Origin of the sequence: Pseudarthrobacter sp. CCNWLW207 (assembly GCF_037203945.1) — a bacterium.
Classification (GTDB): domain Bacteria; phylum Actinomycetota; class Actinomycetes; order Actinomycetales; family Micrococcaceae; genus Arthrobacter.
The window spans coordinates 257,650-279,247 of sequence record NZ_JBBCBS010000001.1 but is presented as its reverse complement, the minus strand read 5'-3'; the positions used below and the strand labels follow the sequence as shown (position 1 = coordinate 279,247).

Genomic DNA, 21,598 nt, shown 5'->3' with positions numbered 1-21,598 from the left:
ACCCGCCTAGTCCTGGCTGCTTAGCGGCTGCCGGTACCCCAGCCGGGCCTCAAGCCATGTTCCCTTTGCCACCAAAGCCGCGGCGCACTCAGTCCGCCGCGGTTCCAGGCGGGCTTTCGTGCCGACGATCTGCAGCGCTGCCGCCACCTCGCCCTTGAAGTCCCGGACGGGCACGGCCAGCGAATAGAGTCCCGGCTCCGCTTCCTCATCCACCACTGAGTAGCCCCGCACGCGCGCCGCGGCCAGCCGCATAAGGAAGTCGTCGACGTCGGACGGGGTATTGGGGCCGTGCCGCACAAAGTCGACGCCGGCAAACACCGTCCGCACCTCGGTGTCCGATGACTCCCACAGTGCAGCCTGCCCGGCGTCGCTGCAGTACGCGGGGTAGGGCCTGCCCAGCCACGAACCCACCAGGTTGCTGCTGGCCGGAACGCTTTCGCCGATGGTCACCGTGCCCGCGCCGTGCAGCACCCCAAGGAAGCAGGCCTCGTCGGTGTCTCGGGCCAAGTGCTCCAGAGCCACGGCACCGTCTGTATGCAGCCTCCGGGCGGTCAACTGCTGCGCATCGGTCAGGAGGGACCAATCCAGGGTGTACGTGCGCTCGCCAGTCCGGCTGAGGAATCCCTCCTGCTCACCGGTGCGGAGGTTCCGCGAGACCTGGCTGCGGTCTTTGTCCAGATCGGCGGCGATCCCTGCCACAGTGCCGCCGGGAAGTCCTGCGCCCTGCCGTGCACCCAATGCCAGGATGGCCAGCATGCCGCGGCCCATGCTGGAGGATTTCAACATAGGCCAGAGTCTAACGGAGGTGCCGCCAGCCAGCCCGGTCATAGTTCGCCATGATCATTAAACACATCTTGGATTGTTTATGATGAACAAAGGACCCTTCCGCAAACCTCCGGAGTTCATTCCATGCCCCGCAATACCACGCTGTCCCAGCTTCTCGATGCCCGGGCGTACCTCACGGCCGACGGCGCCCTTGCCACCGAGCTGGAGGCGCGCGGCTGCAGCCTGGATGACCCGCTGTGGTCGGCCAAAGTCCTTTTGGAGCAGCCGCAGCTGATCCGCGATGTGCACCGCGACTACTTCGAGGCCGGCGCAAATGTGGCAACGACCGCCAGCTACCAGGCCACGCCGCTCGGGTTTTCGCAGCGCGGGCTTTCAGAAGACGCGGCGCTGGACCTTGTCAGGCTTTCGGTCCGCCTGGCCGATGAGGCCCGGCTCGAACACCTTGCCCGGAATCCGCAAGCAGGGCCGCTGCTGGTGGCCGGGTCGGTGGGCCCCTACGGCGCCTACCTCGCAGACGGCTCGGAGTACCGCGGGGACTATGTCCTGGACGCCGAAGCCTTCAAGGATTTCCACCGTCCGCGCATCGCAGCGCTGGTGGACGCCGGCGCCGACTTCCTGGCGTGCGAGACGCTTCCGTCCTTTGCCGAAGCAGAGGCGCTGCTGGCACTGACGGGGGAGTTCGACGTCGAATCCTGGTTCTCCTTCTCGCTGCGGGACGGTGCGCACATCAGTGATGGCACACCGCTGGCTGCGGTAGCGGAACTCTGCGGGTCCGATGATCGCGTGGTGGCCGTAGGTGTGAACTGCGTGACGCTGCACCTGGTTCCGGCCGCCCTGGGAGCCCTCGGCGGGGCCGGCACCAAGCCGCTGGTCACATACCCGAACTCCGGCGAATCCTATGACGCCGCCACGAAGACCTGGGCCGCCGGATCGGGCGCTGAAGGCGAAGGCGGGGCTTCCGGAGCAGACGGCGTGCCAACAGGGCTTGCGGCAGGAGCCGGTGCCTGGCGGGAGCTCGGTGCCCGCATCCTGGGCGGCTGCTGCCGCACCACGCCGAGGGACATCGCTGCCCTCGCCGCCGCCCTGCCGCCCACCCCAAGTAGGTAGCAGCAGATGTCGTTATGAGGCTCCATAGCGACATCTACTGCTACTTAGTTGGGCGGCCGGGCACCCAGATTAGGGGCGCGTCGGACGGGCCCGCTCGACGTCGGCAGCGCTCTCCGTCTGCCCCCGGGCGGTGAGCCCATTAATCACCCCGTCGATGTCGGCGTCGGGCCGGTTCTGGCTCAGCTTGGCCTTCGCCTCAATCCTGGAGATCACCAGCTCGATGCCCACGATCGCGCGCAACTGGCCGGCGATGTAGCGCTCTGGCGCGTCGTCCACGCTCCATGGATGGTCAAAGCCGGCCTCATGGGCGCCGGTAAGGCGCCTGACCTGGCCCGCGAGCCATGCCGGATCCTCGTGGACCACCAGGGTGCCGTACACGTGGGCCGTGGAGTAGTTCCAGGTGGGCACCACGCGGCCGTGCTCAGCCTTGGATGCGTACCAGGAAGGCGAAACGTACGCGTCCGCGCCTTGGATGATCATGAGCGCTTCGCCGATGGCAGGCTCAGACCACTGCGCGTTGTTCCGTGCCAGATGCCCTTGCAGCGCGCCGTGCTCGCCCACCGCAGCATCGTAGACAAACGGCATCAGCGTAGCCAGCAGGCCCTGCGAGGTCATGGTGACCAGGTTGGCCGCCCCGGGTTGGTTGAGCAGGTCCTGGACGGCCTCGGGGCCAGGTTCGAAATGGGCAGGAACGTACATGATGCTAATCCTTTGCAGGTTGGAGGGTTCGGGGAGTGGGGAGGAAGGCGGGCTGGGCGGCAGGCGGCTTGAGCCGGACCCGGACGGCTGCCCCCGCGCAGAGGATGACGGCAAGGCCGCCCACCATAGTGGCCCACGTCAGGGTTTCGCCCAGCAGCAGCCCGGCCCAGCAAATGGTCAGCACCGGCTGGATGAGCTGGACCTGGCTGACCTGGGCGATGGGGCCGATGGCCAGCCCGCGGTACCAGGCGAAAAAGCCCAGGAACATGCTCACCACGCCGAGGTAGGCAAAGGCGGCCCACTGGACCGGCGTCGCGGAAGGCGGCTGCAGCGAGACGGAGACGGCCGTCAGTGCCACCATCAGCGGCGAGGCCAGCACCAAAGCCCAGGACACGGTTTGCCACGCACCGAGCTCACGGGCCAGCAAACCGCCTTCGGCATAACCGACAGCGGCAGCCACCACCGCGCCGAGGAGCAGTACGTCAGCCCAGTGCAGTTGTCCGAAGCCGCCGGACTGCATGGCGGCGAAGGCGACGGCGGCGAGGACTCCTACGGCGGTGATGAGCCAGAATGCGAGCGGCGGACGTTCGCGGCCGCGGAGGACAGCCGCCGTCGCGGTCGCGGCGGGGAGCAAGGCGATCACCACGGCGCCGTGGCTGGCTGGGGTGCTTGTCAGGGCGAAGGACGTGAGCAGCGGAAACCCGACGACGACGCCGGCGGCCACGACTGCCAGGCGCGCCCATTGCGCGCCGCGGGGGAGCCGCTGCCGGGTAAGTGCGAGGGCGAAGGCTGCGAGGAGGGCGGCCACCACCGCGCGGCCGGAACCGATGTACAGCGGGGACAGGCCGGCGACGGCGACCTTGGTGAACGGAACGGTGAAGGAAAAGGCCGCTACTCCGATCAGGCCCAACCAGAGTCCGGTCGGCGGTGAGGGGGATAGCACTATGCGTCCCGATTGAGTAGCGCTACTATTGTCTCTCATGAACTACGATAGCAGTTCCAGGATTGTGGCGCACCTGAAAAAATGGATCGCCGCAGCGGCGCCCGGTGCGAAACTGCCATCCACCCGTTACCTGGTGGCCGAGTACCAAGCAAGTCCCGTCACAGTGCAGAAGGCCCTGCAGACCCTCACGGCACAGGGTCTGATTGAGAGTAGGCCCGGCGTCGGGACGTTCGTGCGGGCGGTCCGGACCGCGCGTCCGTCCGACTACGGCTGGCAGAGCGCGGCCCTCCGGTCACCGCTGGCGCCGCTTCCCCCTGCCTCCAGCACCATGCGCACGGTGGCCAACGATGCCATCTCCTTCCACTCCGGCTACCCGGACCGCGAACTCCTGCCAGAACGGCTGGTCCGTGCCGCCCTCGCCAGGGCAGCCCGCGGCGACGCAGCGCTGTCCCGCCCGCCCGCAGCCGGCATGCCGGAACTGCAGTCGTGGTTCGCGCAGGAGCTTGGCGCCTTGACGCCTGCCGGGACCACACCGCCGAACCCGAGTGACGTCGTCGTACTTCCCGGCAGCCAAAGTGGGCTGAGTTCCATCTTCAGCGCACTCGCTGGCCGCGGACAGCCGCTGCTGATGGAATCGCCGTCCTACTGGGGTGCCATCCTGGCTGCGGCCCAGGCCGGCGTGCGCGTCGTTCCGGTGCCCAGCGGGCCGGACGGTCCGGACACCGCGGAATTGGCCCGCGCCTTCGAGGAGACCGGCGCGCGGCTGTTCTACGCCCAGCCCAACTACGCAAATCCCACTGGTGCCCAGTGGTCAGCCGAACGGCGCGAACAGGTCCTGGACGTAGTGCGCGCGAAGGGCGCATTCCTTGTGGAGGACGACTGGGCCCACGACTTCGGCATCACCTCCAACCCGGTTCCAATCGCCTCCCGCGACGACTCCGGGCATGTGGTCTACCTGCGCTCGCTGACCAAGAGCGTTTCTCCGTCGATCCGCGTGGCCGCGGTGATCGCCCGCGGCCCGGCGCGAGAGCGCATCCTGGCGGACCGGGCGGCCGAGTCGATGTACGTCAGCGGCCTGCTGCAGGCGGCAGCGCTCGACGTCGTCACGCAGCCCGGGTGGCAGACGCACCTTCGCAGCCTCCGCCACCAGCTCGAAGCCCGACGCGACCTGCTGGTCACCAGCCTGCGCCGGCACGCGCCGCAGGCACACATCGAGCAGGTGCCCAAGGGTGGCCTGAACCTCTGGGCGCGGCTGCCCGACGGGACCGACCTCGAACGCCTGACCCGCGATTGTGAAGCGGCCGGAGTGATCATCGCAGGCGGCAACGAGTGGTTTCCCGCCGAACCGGCCGGCCCGTTTATCCGCCTCAACTACTCGGGAACGAACCCGGGCGCCTTTCCCGAAGGCGCCCGGATCATCGGCCAGTCATTGGAGCGGAACAGGGGTTAGGGCTTCAGGGCGGCGCTCCATGCACACCAGCCCGGGCCGTGCGTCCCACGAGGGGACGGTGACGAACCCCCTTGATTCGTATAGCCGCGCGGCCTGTGTCCGCCAATCCCAAACTGAGAGGCGCACAACGCCGGTGCTCTCCCGCAGGACGGCATCAAGGAGCGCGGAACCGATGCCGCGGCCGCGTACCTGCGGGTCGGCCCAAAGCCGCTTGATTTCGTTGGCACCGCGGGCCTTTGAGGCGATGGCGACTCCAACCGCTTCGGCGTCGATCTCCGCCAGGTACACCGACGCCGTTTTGAATACCGTTTCGGGGCGGTCGACCTCGGCTTGGTAGTTTGGCGGGAGTTCCTCATCCGGCCCCAGCGACGGAAGCGACAGGTTCACGGCCTTCTCATGCTCCGTTTGTCGCAAGTAAGTCCCAATGAGGCGTCCTACTTGCCGGGAATCCGGCCCGGTGAGGAGGGCACGTCGAACCGTGGGTTGAGACGGGGAAGCTGGCATGTATCCACTATTGCGCACCGGTCCGCCCGCGCCAACCGTCCAGCGGCCGAAAACAAGCCAGCGGAAGGCTGGATGGAAGTCAGTAGGCTTAGGCCAGCAAGCCGAAGGACGATGGGTGGGGGTTGAACCGGTGACGGAGTTGGTTCTGTGGGCCCGGGCTTACTTTGGCGTCCAGGCGGTAGCCGGCGCCTGCTGGTGGGTTGCGGTCTTCATGTCGCCAGCGGTGCGTGAAGCGACCCTCGGAAATCTCGACCCGATTACCGTGGCCATTTTAGACATTCCACTGTTCGTCATTGCCTCAGCTATGGCCGCAGCAGGCGTCCGGGCTGCCGCAGTGGTGGGTGCAGGCTGGACGTGTGCCGTCGCCATCGCCATGGCGGTTTACGCCACGGTCACAACCGAAGCGGGTTGGGGCGTGCTCACCATGGGTGCCGCCGCCGCAGCTTCGCTGGCCTCGCTCGGCGTCATCCTGCGCGGGTGCGTACCGACCTCGTGGATCATCCGTGGTCCGTTCGCATTCCGTCCCGCCACTGTTCGCTCCAGCGCGGCAATCCACGTGCTTTCAACTTTCGGTCAAATCGTCCTTTTCTGGGGGTTTTTCCTGGCGATGATTCCGCTTGCCATCGCGTTTTTCGAACAGCGCTGGGCGGTGGCAATCCCCTTTCCCTCAGTGGCAGGCCCTGTGGGCGTGGGGGTTCTTGTACTCGCCAGCGCCCTGGGCATCTGGTCCGCAGTGGTGATGTCGGCCCTGGGAAATGGCACGCCGCTGCCGGCGGCGATGCCCAACCGCCTGGTGATCGCAGGCCCGTATCGCTGGATCCGTAACCCGATGGCCGTCGCAGGCATCGTCCAGGGCGCCGCGGTTGGCATCATCCTGCAGTCGTGGCTTGTTATCGCCTACGCGGTGGTTGGCTCCCTGGTGTGGAACTATGTTGTCCGGCCGCTTGAGGAAGCTGACCTCCGGGACCGCTTCGGCGAAGACTTCGAGCGATACCGGGATACGGTGCGTTGCTGGGTGCCCCGGATGCCGAAGGCCCCGCGCTCGCCGTCCCTGCTGTAGGCCTCCTGTAGGCCGCCCGCTCGAAGACCGTGGGCTCAGCCGCCCAGCAGGCTGTACGTGCTGATGACGTTGCCTTTGCTGGTCCTGTACTCATCCTTCAGGGTGAGGCGGGTGACGGGGTCGCCGTCCTCAAACAGGCGCCTGCCGCTGCCGGCCACTACCGGATGAGTCATCAGGGTGAGCTCGTCCAGCAGCCCTGCGAACAACAGCTGACGCGTGACGGAAATGCTGCCGAACACGGCGATCTCGCCGCCGTCGCGCTGTTTCAGCTCCGCGACAAAGTCTTCCAGCGGGCCGTGGATCAGGTGCGAGTTCTGCCACTCCAGCGGCTCAGGCAGAGTCCTGGAGGCCACAAACTTTTCCATCGGGTTGATGAAGCCGGCGAAGTCGTCGTCCACGGTCGCGTTGGGCCAGTAGCCCCCCCATTCCTGGTAGCTCACCCTGCCCAGGACTCCGGTGTCCACGCGCTCCATCATCTCCGTCATGCCCTTGCCCAGGTCTTCGTCGAAGCTGTCGAACTGCCAGAGGTTCGGGTCCGACACCACTCCATCAACGGAGTGGAACAGGCCAGCAGTTACTTTGCGCATGAGGACCTCCAAGAAGGGTGCGTACGGTGCGTGTGGGTCCGGCGGCATGGCCGGACAAATCCACCGTATTCGGCGCTTCCTTGGCAGGGAAGGGCCGCGGAACCGGCTACTGTTCCGGCAGCTCGACCGGAATGCGTAACTTTAGGCCCAGTGGGCACCCGCCACCGGCGTAAATCCGAGGCCGGCGGCTTCGCAGGCGTCCGTAAATGACGCATTTTGGGCAGCCTTCCTTGGCACGGAAATCGCTCCCCGACACGGCCTGGAGTTAGGTTCGTCACCACTGCCTGCGTGTTGCCCGAATCCGCGCTCCGGCAGCCCCATACTGGTGTTGATGCGGCCTGTCGCCGCAGCCCCCGGCCAGGCAGGAGGAAATGCGTGGAAACCCTGAAGAAGATTGTAAAGAACGAGTATTTTCCTGCTGCCGCGGTTCTCGTGGCAGTGGTGCTGTTTTGGGTCATCGCCATGCTCGGCGGGCTCTCGCTCCTGAACAATAACCAGCCGCCGATGGCCACCCTGACATGGCTGCTGTTCGTCTACGCGGCCGCAGTGCTGACACCGCTCGCCGGCGTCCTGGCCGCCATCAATCTGGTCCGCCGCTGGCAGCGCAACCGTCAGTACGCGCAGGCTGTGGCAGGCGTGCAGGATGATGTCGACTTGGCGGATGAGCCGGAAACTGCAGCGGAGCCTGCCGCTGTGCCGTCAGCCGAGCCCAAGCCTGTGCCGGTCCAGCGTGAGCAGGGCCGCCTCGAACCGCAGAGCCGTCCTGTGCCCAAGCAGCCGGCACCGAACCACCAGCCAACGAACCACCAGCCAGCGCAGAGCCGCCCGGCCAAGAGCCAGCCGCTCAAGAAGCCGGCCCAGTCGAAACAGCGCAAGAAAGCCGCGTAGCACAGCCGCCAGCCAGGACTGGTGGTGAAAGCGCCTACACCGCCAGCTCCACCCGGTTCCGCCCGGCCGCCTTGGCCGCATAGAGCGCCGCATCGGCTTCGCCCAGGAGGGTCTCGGTGTCGGCCTGGTGATCCGCACTGTAGGCGGCGATGCCGGCGCTCAGCGTCAGCTGCCCACGGGGGTCGCCGGAGTGGGCCAGTTCCAGGTCGCGCACGCTGACCAGCGCCCGCTCCATAAAAGCCTTGGCGCCCAGCTGCGACTGGTTCGGCAGGACCAGCAGGAACTCTTCGCCCCCATACCGGTAGACGCCGTCGCTTTTGCGTGCCGCGCCCACCAAAGCCGCAGCCACGGCCCGGAGCGCGAGGTCGCCCGCCTGGTGCCCGTAGATATCGTTGTAGCTTTTGAAGTTGTCCACATCGCACATGGCCAGGCAGTAGGCCTCCGCGTACCGCTGGCTACGGGCGTGCAGCTGCTCCAGGTCCTCTGCCAGCTTCAGTCGGTTGTGCAGGCCGGTGAGGGGGTCCGTCCTCGCCTGCTGCGACAGCACCTTACGGTAGTGGGCCAGGTCGGCGTGAAGCGTAGTCACTCGCAGCGCCACCAGCAGCCGCGCGTGCAGAACGAAAGGGTCCAAGGGTTTGGTGACGTAGTCGTCCGCGCCGGCCTCCAGCCCGGCGAGAACGTCGTCGCGTGACCCCTGCGAGGTCAGCAGCACCACGTAGGTGTAGAGGTCCGCGTCCCGCGCCCGGATGGCCCGGCACAGCGCCAGCCCATCCATCCCCGGCATCATCCAGTCCGTGACCACCACGTCCGGCTGGTGTTCCAGGTACAGCGCCCACGCCTCGTCGCCGTCGGCCGCCGCCAGGCAGTCATGCCCGTAGCGTTCGACGGCGGCCCTGGCCACTAAGAGCGAGCCCGGGTCGTCATCTGCCACCAGGACTTTCACTGCGCCACCTCCAGTGCTTGATCGAGTTCGAAGTTCACCCGCGCGAGCTCAGCCTCCAGCCTGCTGACCAGTTGCGGGCCGCCGTCGTGATTTCCGTTGCGCCCCATCTCTTCCAGCTGGCCGCACAGGCTGGCCACGGCCGTTGCTCCAATGTTGGCCGCCGCGCCCTTCAATGTGTGCGCGGCCTGCGCCAAGGCCAGGCCGCCGCCATTGTGCACGGACTCCCGCAGCACTGCGAGCCGGGCCGGAACGTCCTTCCGGAACGCCGCCGCGGCGGCCGGCAGCAGGCCCAGGCCATCCTCCGGGCCGAGGCCCCGCAGCATGGCCAGCCGGTCCGGATCCACCGACGGCGGTCCGCCGCCCGTGACAGCCAGCAGCTGGGGAGCCAGATCGGGTACCCAGCGGGCCAGCGCGGCCTCCAGTTCCGCAGCGTCCACGGGCTTGGAGAGATAATCGTCCATGCCCGCGTCCAGACAGCGTTCCCGGTCGCCGTCGAGGGCGCCGGCAGTCATGGCGATGATGGGAAGGCGGCTCCGCTTGCCCTCGCGTTCCCTGATGACCCGGGTGGCCTCGAAGCCGTCCATGACCGGCATGTGGCAGTCCATCAAAATGGCGGCGTAGTGGCTTCGGGCGGTGGCTGCGACCGCCTCGGCGCCGTCTGCCACCACGTCCACGGCATAGCCGAATTTGGTCACGGTGGCCCGGGCCACCAGCTGGTTCACCGCGTTGTCCTCCACCACCAGGATGCGGCCGCGGGAGGGCGCCTCCGCCATGGTCAGCTCAGCGGAGGACTGCTCCGGGACCGACCCGGCAGGCGCAGCGGGGACCGCGGCGAGTTCCCGGGTGGACATCAGGCGTACCAGGCGGTTATAGAACTCGGAGCTGCGTACCGGCTTCATGAGCCATTCGCGCACCCCTGCGGCGGCGATCTCCGCTGCGTTGACCTGCATCGTAGAGGTCAGCATGATCAGTTGGATGTCCGCCAGGTCGGCGTCGGCCTTCATGGTGCGGGCGAGCTCCAGGCCATCGGTGTCCGGCATGCAGAGGTCAAGCACGGCGAGGTCGAACGGCTTCCCCGCGGCTGATGCCTCGCGCGCCCGGGCGAGGGCAGCTTTGGCGTCGGGAACCGCTTCCGGCTGGAGCTTCCAGCCGCGGAGCTGGGATTCCAGCACCAGGCGGTTGGTGGCGTTGTCGTCCACCACCAGCACCCTCAGCCCCGTGAGGAAGCCGGCTGCGGGAACAGGATCGGTCGACGGCGGTGCCACCGGCAGTGGGATCCGGAACCAGAACCTGCTGCCTTCCCCGGGCACGCTTTCCAGCGCGATCTCGCCACCCATGGCCTCAGTCAGCCGACGGCAGATTGCCAGGCCCAGGCCGGTGCCCCCGTAGCGGCGGGTAGTGGAGGCGTCCGCCTGCGAGAAGGACTCGAACAGCCTCGCATGGTGGGCGGGATCAATGCCAATACCGGTATCACGGACTTCGAAGCAGACCATTGCGGTGGTGCCGGGCTTGGTGTCAGGCTTCTCCACCTTCACCTGGATGGACACCTCCCCGGCCGCGGTGAACTTCACGGCGTTGGAAGCGAGGTTCAGCAGGATCTGGCGGATCCGCCCGGAATCCCCGTTCAGCCTGGCGGGAACATCGGCTTGGCAGTAGGCGATGAGTTCCAGGTTCTTGGCCTGCGCCGGCTCTGTCAGCAGGCCCGCCACTTCCTCCACGAGCATGCGGGGATCGAACGGCCGGACGTCCAAATCCACCTTGCCGGCCTCCAGCTTGGAGAAGTCCAGGATGTCGTTGATGAGGGCAAGCAGCGCTTCACCGGCACCCTTGACGCCTTGGGCATATTGCTTCTGTGTCTCGTCCAGGGGCGTCTCAAGCAGTAGGGCGGTCAGCCCCACCACACCGTTCATGGGTGTGCGGATCTCGTGGCTCATGGTGGCCAGGAACTCTGATTTGAGCCGGCTTGATTCCAGCGCGGCTTCCCGCGCCGCCTGCAGCTCCTGTTCGGCGGCCCGGCGCAGGGTGATGTCCCTGGCAATAACGGCGACCCCGCGCACGTTCCCGGCCTCACGGATGGGGGAGATGGTCAGCGACACCGGGATGACTGTCCCGTCCTTGCGTAGGTGCTCGATCTCGAAGCTCATGGCTTCGCCGCTGTCGCGAAGCTGCTCGAACACTTCATCATCCGCGGCTGTGCTGTCCGGCGGCAGCAGGAACCGGGCGTCGCGGCCCAGCGCTTCCGCGGCCATGTAGCCGTACTGCCGCTCCGCCCCCGGGTTCCAGCTGGTGATGATGCCCTCCGGCGTAGTGCTGAAGATGGCGTCCGAGGAGGACTTGACGATCGCGCCCAGTCCCTCGAGTTCCGCCGTCCGGGCAGCAACTTCCTGCTCCAGTCCGGTGGTGAGGGTGAGGTTTTCTATGATAATCAGGACCTGGCGGACCAGGATGCAGGCGACGGTGATTCTTGCCACCACCAGCAGGAAGGCGCTCATTTCGCTGACGTGCGGGGCCGCAACCATGATCACGGCCACCAGGATCGGAACGTAAGGCAGCAGTTCCAAGGCCAGCGCAAAGGCCTTGCGGTCCGGCCGCGGTTTCTCGGCGTAGGGGAGCAGCGGTGCCAGCGCAATCAGGAGGAAGGCGCCAATCCATCCCAAAGCCAGCGGTGATCCGGTGACGCCTGCGACGCCTTCGAACGTCAGCCGCACATAGATGCTGTCCGTGATGGTGAGGACCAGCAGGCCGCCGCCGAAACACAGCCACGGCAGGCGCTCACCGGGCTGCCTGCGCATTCCGAGGACCAGCACCAGGGACGTCATGACCACGTCCACCACAGGGTAGCCCATGGACGTGAGCCGGGTCAGGAAGTCGCCTTCCGCGCTGAAGGCCGGGCCCAACGCCGTATACCAGCTGACCACCAGGACGGAGCCAGCGATCACAGCGGCGTCCAAGGCAGTCCGGACCATCCCCACCCGGGTGGTGCCGCCGGGACGCTTAAAGCTGAAGAGGGCGATGGCGGCCGGCACGGAATAGGACAGGAACAAGGCGTCCGCCAGGGAAGGGAAGGGGTAGACGTGGTTGTTGGTGAGGCCGAAGTACGTCCAGACGAGCATGCCGGCCGCCCAAACGTAGGCGGCCACCGACATCAGGGTCCAGGCCCGGGCATTCACGCCGCCGCGGCGTGCGGCGTGTGCGCAGCTTCGACCAGCCAGGATCGCGGCCAGGAGGATGGAGAAATCACCCGCCACGATGGCGGTTGCAGTGCTGCTGTTGGCAGCAAAATATAGCCCAAGAACCGCCATCACCACGGCACCAAGCGCAATCAGCCAACCCAGTTTGGCCGTGCGCCTGCCAGTGGCGGGACGATGTTCCAGGAGACCTGTCTGAGACACGCGGATCCCTCCCCATAGGTGCGCCCTTTACCCATAAAAACGTGAGACCTGGGCCCGCCCGAGACCTGGGCGGAGACGCACCCCTATGATATCCCTCACACCTCAAGAGCGCCGTACTTTGCGTCCACGTGGACCACGTTCCGGCCGGCGCGCTGGAGCAGGCTGGCAGCCACCCCGGAGCGGTACCCGGTGGCGCAGTGCACCCACACCCTGCCGTCTGGAATCTCGGCCATCCGCCCCAGCAGCTCATGCAGCGGGATGTTGACCGCCCCGGCCACGTGGCCGCCGTCGTACTCGTCCGTCCGCCGCACATCCAGCACCACATCTCCGGCAGCTCGCCCGTGCTCCAGTTCGGCCCAGCCCACCAGTGGATAATGCGCGACGGCGGTGCCCGGCGCGAGTGCCGACGGCTCGGTTCCGATGGCGGCGTCGGGGGAGTCGATGCCGATCCGGGAGAGGTCCCGGATGGCCTTTTCGACGTCGTCGCGGGCTCCCACCAGCGTCAGTTGCCGGTTCCACGGCAGGACCCAGCCCAGGTAGGCGGTGAAGCTAGAGCCGCGGCCGTACTCAAAGCTGACAGAACCCTGCAGGTGGCTGCTGGCGAAGGCCACCCGGTGGCGGAGGTCCACCACCCATTCACCGTCTGCCAGCCGATGGGTGAGCTCGTCCGGATCCAACGACTCCGGTACGGCAAGGTCCGGGGCGTCCGGGCCCCTCCGGTTGGCCGGGGCCATGTGCGCGTAATAGGACGGGTAGGCGGTGAGGTTGTTGATGAGCTCCCGTACAAAGTGCTCCTCGTCAGGATCCGTGAAGGCGTGGTTGGTTCCCTGCTGTTCGCCGATGGTGGAGCCGTAAACGCCCGACGCCGGCCCGGACGAACAGAAGGAGCCGAACCCGTGCGTGGGGTAGAGGGCTGCCTCCGGCCTGGCCTCGGCGGCGAGGCGGCGGACCGAGGAATACTGCGCGTGGGTCAGCTGTTCGGTATCGCCATCATTGACCAGATCCGTCCTGCCCACCGATCCGTACAGCAGGCTGCCGCCGGAAAACACCGCCTGTTCCCGGCCGTCCGTCACCACATAACTGAGGTGATGGTGGGTGTGGCCCGGCGTGGCCACTGCCTTCACGGTGAGCCGGCCCACCTGGACCGTGCCGCCGTCGGCCATCTCCACGCGTTCAAACTCGACGGCGTCCGCTCCGTTCACGAGGTAAGCGGCGCCGTGGGCGCGGGCCAGGATAAGCCCGCCGGTGAGGTAGTCGTTGTGCAGGTGGGTTTCGGCAACGTGCGTGATCCTGACGTTGGCTTCCGCGGCAGCGGCCTCCACCCGGTCCGTGTCCCGCTGCGGATCAATGACCAGCGCCACCTGCCCGTCGTGGACCAGGTAGCTGCGGTCCCCGAGCGGCCGGGTTTCGATGACAACGACGTCCATAGATTCATTGTCCTCGCATGCGGGATTCGCGGCTGTGCCTTGCTGGGGGTGGGCGTGGTGCCCTCGTTCAGGAGCGGTCCGTGCGGGCATCGAGCGCGTCGATTGCCTGTTTGGCCTGCCGAACGGCCAGCTCCAGCCGGCTCCCATTTTCCGGCAGTGAGAACAGGTAGCCCTGCAGCGAATCGCACTCCAGCGCCGTCAGGTAGTCGGCCTGCGTCGCCGTCTCAACGCCCTCGGCGGTGACGGTCAGGCCCAGGCTGTGGGCCATATTGATCATCGAGCTGAGGATGGGCAGCCGTTCCTCGCCGGTCCGTACCATGGACACAAAGGTCCGGTCGATTTTGACGGTGTCGACGGGGAGTTCCTGCAGCCGGCCCAGCGAGGAGTAGCCGGTGCCGAAGTCATCCAGTGCCACCCGAACGCCGGCCTCGCGCAGGCTGCTCAGCTGCCTGATCAGGCTTTGGTCGGCGTCGAAAAATACACTCTCGGTCACTTCCAGGACCAGCTGGTAGGCGCCCACACCGGCGGCCTCGGTGAGGCGGAGGACGCCGTCGGCAAAGTGGGCGTCCTGCAGCTGCACTCCGGAAACGTTCACCGCGAGCGAGCGTGTGGGGTCCTCGCTCAGCCACGACGCCAGCTGCACCAGGCCGAGCGCCATCACTTCCTCACCGATCTCGCTGATCAGCCCACTGCGTTCCGCCAAGGGGATAAAGACCGACGGCGGGACGCGCTCGCCGCCGCGGTCCCACCTGGCCAGCGCCTCGAACTGCACTACCTGCCCCATCCGCGGGGACACGATGGGCTGGAAGGCGACGGAGATTTCGCCGCGCGGCACGGCCAACTGGAGCCCGGCCTCCATGTCCGTGCGCTGCACGAGGGCTGTCATCATCTCGGGGTGGAACCGCAGGAAACGGTTCTTGCCCGCGGCCTTGGCCGCATACATGGCAATGTCGGCCTGGCGCAGCAGTTCAGACGGGCCAATGGCATCCGCGCTGGCCGATGCCAGCCCAAGGCTCAGGCTGGGGCGGAACACGGTGCCGCTGATGGTTACAGGAACGTGCAGGCACCTGACGATGCACGCCGCGATGGCATCGGCGTCGGGGCAGGCGGTCAGCAGCACCACGAACTCGTCCCCGCCCAGCCTGGCCACCACATCCGCGGTGGGGACACAGCCACGGAGCCTGCGGGCCACTTCCACCAACATGTCGTCGCCGGCCTGATGGCCCAGGATGTCGTTGACTTCCTTGAAATCGTCCAGGTCGATCAGGAGCACGTCCACGGTCTTGAGGCGGGGTTCGCGCAGGGCTGTGGCCACTCCATCGTTGAAGACTGCCCGGTTGGCCAGCCCAGTCAAGGGATCCTGGAAGGCCAGCGCCCGGAGTTTCTCGGCCTGGGCGGCGAGGTCCAGCATGGCCTGCTGTGCCTGTTCCTGGGCTTTCCGGCGCGGGGTGACGTCGCGGAAGCTCCACACCCTGCCGACGATCTTTTCGCCCACGCGCCGCGGCCGGGAGTATCGTTCAAAGGTCCGGCCGTCCTTGAAATCCAGCACGTCATGGCTTTCCGTATCCGGGCTGGACGCTACTTCGTTGAGCCGCGCGATGAAAGCCTCAGGATTCTTAATCTGGGAGACGATCAGCCGCATGACGGGCTCTTCACTTTCGCCTTCCAGAAGCTCGGGGGAGATGCCCCACATCTTCAGAAACTGGTCATTGAACCCCGCCACACTGCCGTCCGAGCTGATCACCAGGATGCCGTCCGCGGTGGATTCGAGGGTTGCCGTCAGCAGCGACATGGCCTCGCGCAGGTCTGCGTCAGCAGCCTTCCGGTGGGAGGTGCTGCGGATCGACACCAGCAGTTGGGGGCCATCGTCGGTTTCCAGCAATGCGCCGGCCATCTCGGCTGCGAACTCGGTGCCGTCACTGTGAAGGCCAAAAACTTCACGTGGCGGGATCGGCTCCAGGTCCCTGAGGCGCCGGAAGATCTGCTCGATCTCGTTCCGGAAGCCCTCCGACAGCAAGGTCCGGTGGTCACTCCCCACGAGCTCGTCGGCCGCGACGCCGAACAGCCGGGACGCTGCGGCGTTGGCGATCCGGATGCTGCCGTCTTTGGCTATCGCCAGGAGGGCATCGGGACTGGCCTCGAACATGGCGTGGCTCCCCGTGGGGTCACCGGCAACGCGCGGCGAACCGCCCGCCTGGGAAGTCCCCGGCGCGGCAGCGTCATCGCCAAAAGCTCCTACCGGCAAATCTTCGCTGTGCCGTCCCGAACCCCCCATGACCCAATCACCCCCACGCACATCATAAAGTGCGAATCCGGGATATCAATGCGGCAGGTGGAATCGGTTTCCTGTTCTGTGCGCAATTTGGCGGGCATGGCAAAGGCGCCGTCCCCTGTCCGGGGGAGCGGCGCCTTTTCGCCTCAAGGACGTACGTGTCAGACGCGGCTGCCGCGCCTTGTGACTGCGCCGTAGATGAGCAGGACAATGATGGAGCCCAGGATGGCCAGCAGCCAGGTGCGCAGGTCGAAGAATTCGGCCAGTCCGCCCCCAAAGATCAGGGAGCCGATCCAGCCGCCCAGGATAGCGCCGACCACACCCAGGACGAGGGTGATGAGCCAGCCTCCTCCTTGCCTGCCGGGCAGGATTGCCTTGGCAATCGCTCCAGCTATCAGGCCCAAAATGAGAAATCCAAGAATTCCCATGATCACACTTCCTTGTCGATTTATTGGTGCCGACGCCTCACCCCGTGATCCAATTCAATCAGTGTGCTTACTACTCCGCAAGGACTCCCCGATATCAAAAAGGCGACAATTAGCCCGTTGGCGCCCCAGTTTGCGGAACTATTGGCTCCGGCGGGGCGCGAAAAGCCCGAAATCGCGCGGCGGCCGGCCCGCGAATCCTTCAATAGTTACGCATTTTAGGTCAGGGCCGTGGCACTCCGCTCCGTGGACTGCCGTCCCAGGCCGCGGACTACCCAACCTTTGGCCTGCCACTCCACGGCATCCAGTACATTCCGGGCATCCAGAATGATCTTCCGTCGGACCAGTCCGCCCGCCTCAGCCGGGCTCAGGCGCCGATACTCCTCCCACTCGGTGAGCAGCAGCACCAGTTCGGCGTCCTCAAGCGCGCGCCGGGTGGACACCTCGAACCGCAGCTGGGGGTAGCGCATCCAGGCGTTGTTGATGGCTTTCGGGTCCGTCACCGTCACGTGGGCGCCTGCCGCGGCGAGCCGAGCCGCGACGTCGAGCGCGGGGGAGTCACGGATGTCGTCCGTGTCCGGCTTGAACGCGGCACCGAGGACAGTGACAGTACGGCCCGCCAGGTCACCGGAGAGTTCACGGGCCAGGTCCACGGTGCGGGAACGCTGGCCCACATTGATGCCGTCCACCAATCCCATCCAGTCGTCCACAGAATCCACCTGCAAAGCGGCCGCCTGTGCCCGAAAGCTGCGGATGTCCTTGGGCAGGCACCCTCCGCCGAAGCCCAGGCCAGCGTGCAGGTACCGGCCGCCGATCCGAGGATCCAGCCCCATCGCCTCGCCGAGTTCGGTCACGTCGGCGCCGGAGGCATCGCACAGCTCGGACATTGCATTGATGAAGCTGACCTTGGTGGCCAGGTAGGCATTGGCTGCCGACTTGATCAGCTCCGCAGTGGCAAAGTTGGAGACCAGCCTCGGAATGCCTGCGCGCAGCAGGGGTTCGTAGACAGCATCCAGTGCGGCGGTCACTCCGCGCGGAGCACCCGTCCCGCGATGAAAGGCGGAGGCCCGCCCGCCTGACACGCCGTAGACCAGCCGGTCCGGAACCAGCGAGTCCTTGACGGCAGTCCCCTGCCGCAGGAACTCAGGGTTCCAGCCCAGCAGCACATCTGGCCGGCTCGCCAGAATGTCGCGAAGCATATCCACGGTTCCCACCGGCACCGTGGATTTGCCAACGACGGCGGCGCCCCTTGCCAGGTGTGGAAGCAGCGCCTTGGTGGCGGACACCAGGAAGGTGAGGTCGGCGCCGTCGGACGTCTTGGACTGCGGCGTCCCCACACACAGGAAGTGGACCTGCGCACGGTCGGCTTCGGAGAAGGCCGTGGAGAATGTAAGCCGGCCCGTAGCCTTCCCGTCCCGGAGCAGTTCGTCCAGGCCTGGTTCAAAGAAGGGCGCGTGCCCGCGCCTGAGGTGGTCCACCCTCGCGGCGTCGATGTCGATGCCTACTACCGTGTGGCCCATCGAGGCGAGCGTGGCGGCATGGACAGCACCGAGGTAGCCGCAGCCGATGACCGAGATCCTCACAGTACCCACCCGCGCCCTAACTTCGCAGGCTCGGCCAAAGGAACCCGTGGGCGTGGGCCCTGCGCAAGCATCGGCTCACCACTGATCACTGAGCGATAATGCCGTACCAGTTCAGCGCTGAGCGCAGGCCACGTCCGGTCCTGGACCGAGGCATGGGCCGCCTCTGCGAACGCGCGGCGCTTGGCGTCATCGCCAATCAGGTCCATGACATGTCCGCGCAGTCCAGCCAAATCACCGGGCTGGTACAGCCACCCGGTGCGGGAGTTCTCCACCAGGTCCAGTGGGCCGCCGCGTCCGGTGGCAACCACGGGAACGCCCGATGCCATGGCCTCCTGGATGGTTTGGCAGAACGTCTCAAACTCACCGGGATGGACAAAAAGATCGAAGGAGGCCACCGCGCGTGCAAGCTGTTCGCCGCCGAGGAATCCTGTGAACGTGGCGTTCGGCAGGGCTTCCTCGAGGGTTGCCCGCTGCGGGCCGTCGCCCACGATCACCAGCTTGGTATTGGGCACATTGGCCAGCGCGGCCAGGTCCTCGACCTGCTTCTCGATGGCTAGCCGGCCCACATACCCGATGATCCGCTCACCGCCGGGCGCCACGGAAGCCCGCCACCCGTCGTCGCGCTTTCCAGGCGAAAACCGGGCCGTGTCCACACCGCGCCGCCACATGTCCACGCGCGGAATGCCGCGGCCGCGGAGCTGGTTCAGGGCGAAGGTGGACGGGACCAGCGTCCGGGTGGCCAGCAGGTGGATGTTCTCCACCCGGTTCCAGGCCCAGTTCTCCAGGAACGGCACCCCGTACCGGGCGGCGTAACTGGGGACTTCGGTCTGGTAGATGGCGACGGTGGGGATGCCCAGCTGGTGCGCCGCCTGCACCGCGCGCCAGCCCAGGACAAAGGGTGATGCCAGGTGGACGACGTCCGGTGCGTAGTCGGCAAGGATTCGCTTGACCCGGTACACACCGCCCATCGCCACGCGCACATTGGTGTACCCGGCCAGCGGCACCGAGGGAAGCCGGTGCACCAATGCACCGTTCACAGCCTCGGGGACCGCGGTGTCCCTGGCGTCCAGTGTTGAGGGGGCAATCACCAGGACCTCGTGGCCCCGTTCCTCCAGGTGCTCCAGCACCCGCAGGATGGAGTGGGTCACCCCGTTCATCAGTGGCAGGAATGATTCAGCGACAATTGCGATCCTCACCCCTCCACGGTGGGTGCCCGGGCTGACGGTCCGGGGTCGCGGGAGTAGAGCGCAGGGAAAGCTTGGGTTAACAGATCAGAGGCGCCTGGTGGCACCGGGCGCACGGCCCGGGCCCGGGATCCTTATTCAGCCTGTTGGCCAAGGATCTCGCGGGCAATCCGCTGGGCCTCAAGCTCTTCGGGGCCAACGGTGTTTCCCCGCAGGTATCCGGCGCTGGCGATGATGTGCCGCAGCTCAGCTTCTGTCCGCGGTGAGCCAACGCCGTGGTGGGCCATGGCATGGCAGTTGGCGCACAGCGGAACGAGGTCCGTGAGCGGGTCCAGCACGTAGTCGTTCCCCAGTTGGGAAGCGGGTACCACGTGGTGGACCTGGATGAAGTCCGCGCCAATTTCGCCGTAGGCCATCTCGAAGGAGAACCCGCAGGCCGCGCAGTTGATGCCACGATGCGCGATGCAGGCCCGCCGTGCCTCGGGGTCGCGTTCGTGCCGGTTGACCGCGACGCGTGCGACAGCATTGTCGGGGTAGGTGCCGGGAACAGGTTGTGTCGGGTCAGTTCCCTGCGAGGGGCCGTAGCTGGTCCAGACCGCCCGGATGGCGGCAGCATCGCCGGGCCCGAGTTCCAGGCCGGCGACGTCGGCGGTATCCCACGCGACATCGGGCATCACCTCCCGGAGAAGTCCTGCAGGAACCTGGTCGCCGAGGGGCAGCAGCGCGTCGAAGGCAACCTGCACCGTAAATCCGGGATGGTCCGGGGCGGCGTCGGGTTCGGGCGGCCCTGGTTCTTCCAGGGGCTCCCGCTGCTGGGACAGCACCACGCCGTGACCGATCAGCCCGGGAGCGTGGTCTCCCACGACGAGCAGCCACACGTCGGTGCCGGTGGCAAAGCCGCGGCGCACGCTCCAGGGCTCAAGGTGCAGCCCTGTATCGGCGACTTGTTCAACAACCGCCGCGTAGTTCCAGCGGTTCCAGCGGACCGGGTCCCAGCCCAGGATGATGGTGCTCATGCGCCCATTGTTCCAGTGCCCGGCCTGTGGAGCGGCTGGAATGCTCCATTAGTCCTGCGGCTCGTGTTCGGTGGGGCGGCCCCCAGCACCGCCCCACCCAACATGGCCCTTAGCCGAGCTTGCGCATCGGGTCTGGCCAGTTGCCCACAGTCGAGATGATGCAGGCGCGGTTGATCACAGTGATGGTGATGGACATGACGGTGTCTCCTGACTGAATGTGGTTTCCGCGCACCGATGGTGGGCGGTGGTCATGTTCTGCCGCGAAATGGGCAGGGGTGACCTGTTCAGTCGGGTGAGGACCCCGGATCGAAGGAAGGGCCGGCCGGCAACGTCTCGGCGCCGGACATCTTTGGTCCGTTTACGGCGGCGGGGAGTGCTGTCCAGGACCCACCAAGGTCGGCCGCGCCGTCGGCGCCTCCGGCCGACCCGGAGCTGGCCGTCCCCGCTGAATTAGCCGCGGCCGGCAGATCAAGCCTGCCGGGAATGTGGTCCCGGTCTTCCGGCCCGGAAGGGCTGGCCGTTGCCGCGGCAGGCGAGGCCACTCCGGGGCGGTCCTGGGCGGGGGTGAAGCCGAAGCCCAAGGTATTGGATCCGACGTCGACATTCGCCGGTTCCGTTGGTGTCGCGATGATGTTGGCAGCGGCCGAGCCCTGGGTGCCAACGCCATCAGCCGCGACAGCGTCCGACGCCGGGAGGCTGGGAGCCGCGGTGGGCGCACGGCCGGGTGCCGGCGTCGGGAGCGGTGGCGGGCTGGGCAACGGAGCTATCCCTGGAACGGGCGCCAGGTCCGGGAGCGGCAAAGGCAGGGGCGCGGGCAGGGGTTCCGGCAGCAGCGGGGGCAACTGGTCGGGCAAAGGCAGGACGTCGGTCAGGGGAAGCGGAAGGGGCGCCTGCACCAGGGGCAACTCTGTAAGCGCGGGCGCGAGGAGGGTGACTGTATCGACAGTGCCGGAGACCACCGGCAGGGCGGGTGCGGCCAACGGAGTGACGACGCCTGTTGCTGAATTCGTGACCGAGGTTGCGGTGGCCTCTGCAAGTTCGCCGGCGCTGACAACGGGGGGAGGCTCAATGGCCGGGAGCGGCTCGGCAAGAGGGGACGCCGCGGGCTTAAGGAGATCCCCGGCGTCCGGGGCGAGGCTGGATGCGGTGGCTGCTCCGGCTCCCCACACAAGCCAAGCCACCGCGGCAAGGAGGGCAAGCAGAAGGGGCCGGACGGCGGAGCGGCATCGGGCTTTCGGTGTCGCTCCCATCCCATCCCCCCTCTCGATGTGGACAACAGGCTACGCCGAGTGGCGCCGTCCGTCGACCCCCTAAATGCCCCTTCTTAGCGGT

Annotated in this window: 18 protein-coding genes; 4 read left to right on the top strand and 14 right to left on the bottom strand. The window is 66.9% G+C overall.

The features are described 5' to 3' along the window. Positions 1–6 precede the first annotated feature (6 nt). A complete protein-coding gene (locus V9L17_RS01115; protein ID WP_337350104.1) occupies positions 7–786 on the bottom strand; it encodes an IclR family transcriptional regulator in 780 nt (259 codons plus the stop codon). Between the two features lie 123 nt (positions 787–909). Here V9L17_RS01115 and mmuM point away from each other — a divergent pair, with 123 nt between their 5' ends. After that, complete coding sequence (gene mmuM / locus V9L17_RS01110) at positions 910–1,893, top strand: homocysteine S-methyltransferase (RefSeq protein WP_337350103.1); 984 nt, start codon at positions 910–912, stop codon at positions 1,891–1,893. 69 nt (positions 1,894–1,962) lie between these two features. On the opposite strand, the gene V9L17_RS01105 is transcribed toward mmuM, so the two are convergent. Both V9L17_RS01105 and V9L17_RS01100 read right to left on the bottom strand, forming a co-directional pair. Then, complete coding sequence (locus V9L17_RS01105; RefSeq protein ID WP_337350102.1) at positions 1,963–2,592, bottom strand: FMN-binding negative transcriptional regulator; 630 nt, start codon at positions 2,590–2,592, stop codon at positions 1,963–1,965. 4 nt (positions 2,593–2,596) lie between these two features. Further along, positions 2,597–3,574, bottom strand: coding sequence for a DMT family transporter (locus V9L17_RS01100; protein WP_337350101.1), 978 nt, complete (start codon positions 3,572–3,574; stop codon positions 2,597–2,599). Here V9L17_RS01100 and V9L17_RS01095 point away from each other — a divergent pair. Next, the gene (locus V9L17_RS01095; protein WP_337350100.1) at positions 3,573–4,985 is read left to right on the top strand and encodes an aminotransferase-like domain-containing protein; all 1,413 of its coding nucleotides are present in this window, start codon (positions 3,573–3,575) and stop codon (positions 4,983–4,985) included. The genes V9L17_RS01100 and V9L17_RS01095 overlap by 2 nt on opposite strands. Here the strand turns inward: V9L17_RS01095 and V9L17_RS01090 are convergent. Beyond that, positions 4,962–5,372 (bottom strand): GNAT family N-acetyltransferase, encoded by a 411-nt coding sequence (locus V9L17_RS01090; RefSeq protein ID WP_337350099.1) that lies wholly within the window; start codon positions 5,370–5,372, stop codon positions 4,962–4,964. The genes V9L17_RS01095 and V9L17_RS01090 overlap by 24 nt on opposite strands. A 232-nt stretch (positions 5,373–5,604) precedes the next feature. On the opposite strand from V9L17_RS01090, the gene V9L17_RS01085 reads away from it, so the two are divergent. Further along, the gene (locus V9L17_RS01085; protein ID WP_337350098.1) at positions 5,605–6,549 is read left to right on the top strand and encodes a methyltransferase family protein; all 945 of its coding nucleotides are present in this window, start codon (positions 5,605–5,607) and stop codon (positions 6,547–6,549) included. Between the two features lie 35 nt (positions 6,550–6,584). Here the strand turns inward: V9L17_RS01085 and V9L17_RS01080 are convergent, their stop codons facing one another. After that, positions 6,585–7,136 carry a dihydrofolate reductase family protein gene (locus V9L17_RS01080; protein ID WP_337350097.1) on the bottom strand — a complete coding sequence of 184 codons (552 nt, stop codon included), beginning with the start codon at positions 7,134–7,136 and terminating at the stop codon, positions 6,585–6,587. Between the two features lie 375 nt (positions 7,137–7,511). On the opposite strand from V9L17_RS01080, the gene V9L17_RS01075 reads away from it, so the two are divergent. Then, positions 7,512–8,024: a hypothetical protein gene (locus tag V9L17_RS01075; protein ID WP_337350096.1), complete on the top strand. Its 513-nt coding sequence runs from the start codon at positions 7,512–7,514 to the stop codon at positions 8,022–8,024. 34 nt (positions 8,025–8,058) lie between these two features. Here V9L17_RS01075 and V9L17_RS01070 read toward each other — a convergent pair whose 3' ends face one another. From V9L17_RS01070 to V9L17_RS01030, 9 genes are all read right to left on the bottom strand, one after another. After that, a complete protein-coding gene (locus tag V9L17_RS01070) occupies positions 8,059–8,967 on the bottom strand; it encodes a GGDEF domain-containing response regulator (RefSeq protein ID WP_337350095.1) in 909 nt (302 codons plus the stop codon). Further along, positions 8,964–12,359, bottom strand: coding sequence for a response regulator (locus V9L17_RS01065; protein WP_337350094.1), 3,396 nt, complete (start codon positions 12,357–12,359; stop codon positions 8,964–8,966). The genes V9L17_RS01070 and V9L17_RS01065 overlap by 4 nt, the downstream gene beginning before the upstream one ends. A gap of 95 nt (positions 12,360–12,454) precedes the next feature. Further along, positions 12,455–13,786, bottom strand: coding sequence for an MBL fold metallo-hydrolase (locus V9L17_RS01060; RefSeq protein WP_337350093.1), 1,332 nt, complete (start codon positions 13,784–13,786; stop codon positions 12,455–12,457). 67 nt (positions 13,787–13,853) lie between these two features. Next, positions 13,854–15,932 (bottom strand): putative bifunctional diguanylate cyclase/phosphodiesterase, encoded by a 2,079-nt coding sequence (locus tag V9L17_RS01055; RefSeq protein WP_337350419.1) that lies wholly within the window; start codon positions 15,930–15,932, stop codon positions 13,854–13,856. A gap of 287 nt (positions 15,933–16,219) precedes the next feature. Beyond that, positions 16,220–16,486: a GlsB/YeaQ/YmgE family stress response membrane protein gene (locus V9L17_RS01050; protein ID WP_337346722.1), complete on the bottom strand. Its 267-nt coding sequence runs from the start codon at positions 16,484–16,486 to the stop codon at positions 16,220–16,222. A 215-nt stretch (positions 16,487–16,701) separates the two neighbouring features. Next, a complete protein-coding gene (locus V9L17_RS01045) occupies positions 16,702–18,066 on the bottom strand; it encodes a UDP-glucose dehydrogenase family protein (RefSeq protein ID WP_337350418.1) in 1,365 nt (454 codons plus the stop codon). Beyond that, complete coding sequence (locus tag V9L17_RS01040; protein ID WP_337350092.1) at positions 18,063–19,262, bottom strand: glycosyltransferase family 4 protein; 1,200 nt, start codon at positions 19,260–19,262, stop codon at positions 18,063–18,065. The genes V9L17_RS01045 and V9L17_RS01040 overlap by 4 nt, the downstream gene beginning before the upstream one ends. 122 nt (positions 19,263–19,384) lie before the next feature. Beyond that, the gene (locus tag V9L17_RS01035) at positions 19,385–20,266 is read right to left on the bottom strand and encodes an HNH endonuclease (RefSeq protein ID WP_337350091.1); all 882 of its coding nucleotides are present in this window, start codon (positions 20,264–20,266) and stop codon (positions 19,385–19,387) included. A gap of 284 nt (positions 20,267–20,550) precedes the next feature. Then, entirely contained in the window at positions 20,551–21,516 is a 966-nt protein-coding gene (locus V9L17_RS01030; RefSeq protein WP_337350090.1) for a hypothetical protein, read from the bottom strand. Positions 21,517–21,598 lie beyond the last annotated feature (82 nt).

Excerpts from the sequence above, each read along its gene's own strand:
- V9L17_RS01115 (WP_337350104.1), bottom strand. The coding sequence starts at position 786 with ATGTTGAAATCCTCCAGCATGGGCCGCGGCATGCTGGCCATCCTGGCA.
- mmuM (WP_337350103.1), top strand. The coding sequence starts at position 910 with ATGCCCCGCAATACCACGCTGTCCCAGCTTCTCGATGCCCGGGCGTAC.
- V9L17_RS01105 (WP_337350102.1), bottom strand. The coding sequence starts at position 2,592 with ATGTACGTTCCTGCCCATTTCGAACCTGGCCCCGAGGCCGTCCAGGAC.
- V9L17_RS01095 (WP_337350100.1), top strand. The coding sequence starts at position 3,573 with ATGAACTACGATAGCAGTTCCAGGATTGTGGCGCACCTGAAAAAATGG.
- V9L17_RS01100 (WP_337350101.1), bottom strand. The coding sequence starts at position 3,574 with ATGAGAGACAATAGTAGCGCTACTCAATCGGGACGCATAGTGCTATCC.
- V9L17_RS01080 (WP_337350097.1), bottom strand. The coding sequence starts at position 7,136 with ATGCGCAAAGTAACTGCTGGCCTGTTCCACTCCGTTGATGGAGTGGTG.
- V9L17_RS01060 (WP_337350093.1), bottom strand. The coding sequence starts at position 13,786 with ATGGACGTCGTTGTCATCGAAACCCGGCCGCTCGGGGACCGCAGCTAC.
- V9L17_RS01055 (WP_337350419.1), bottom strand. The coding sequence starts at position 15,932 with ATGTTCGAGGCCAGTCCCGATGCCCTCCTGGCGATAGCCAAAGACGGC.
- V9L17_RS01050 (WP_337346722.1), bottom strand. The coding sequence starts at position 16,486 with ATGGGAATTCTTGGATTTCTCATTTTGGGCCTGATAGCTGGAGCGATT.
- V9L17_RS01035 (WP_337350091.1), bottom strand. The coding sequence starts at position 20,266 with ATGAGCACCATCATCCTGGGCTGGGACCCGGTCCGCTGGAACCGCTGG.
- V9L17_RS01030 (WP_337350090.1), bottom strand. The coding sequence starts at position 21,516 with ATGGGAGCGACACCGAAAGCCCGATGCCGCTCCGCCGTCCGGCCCCTT.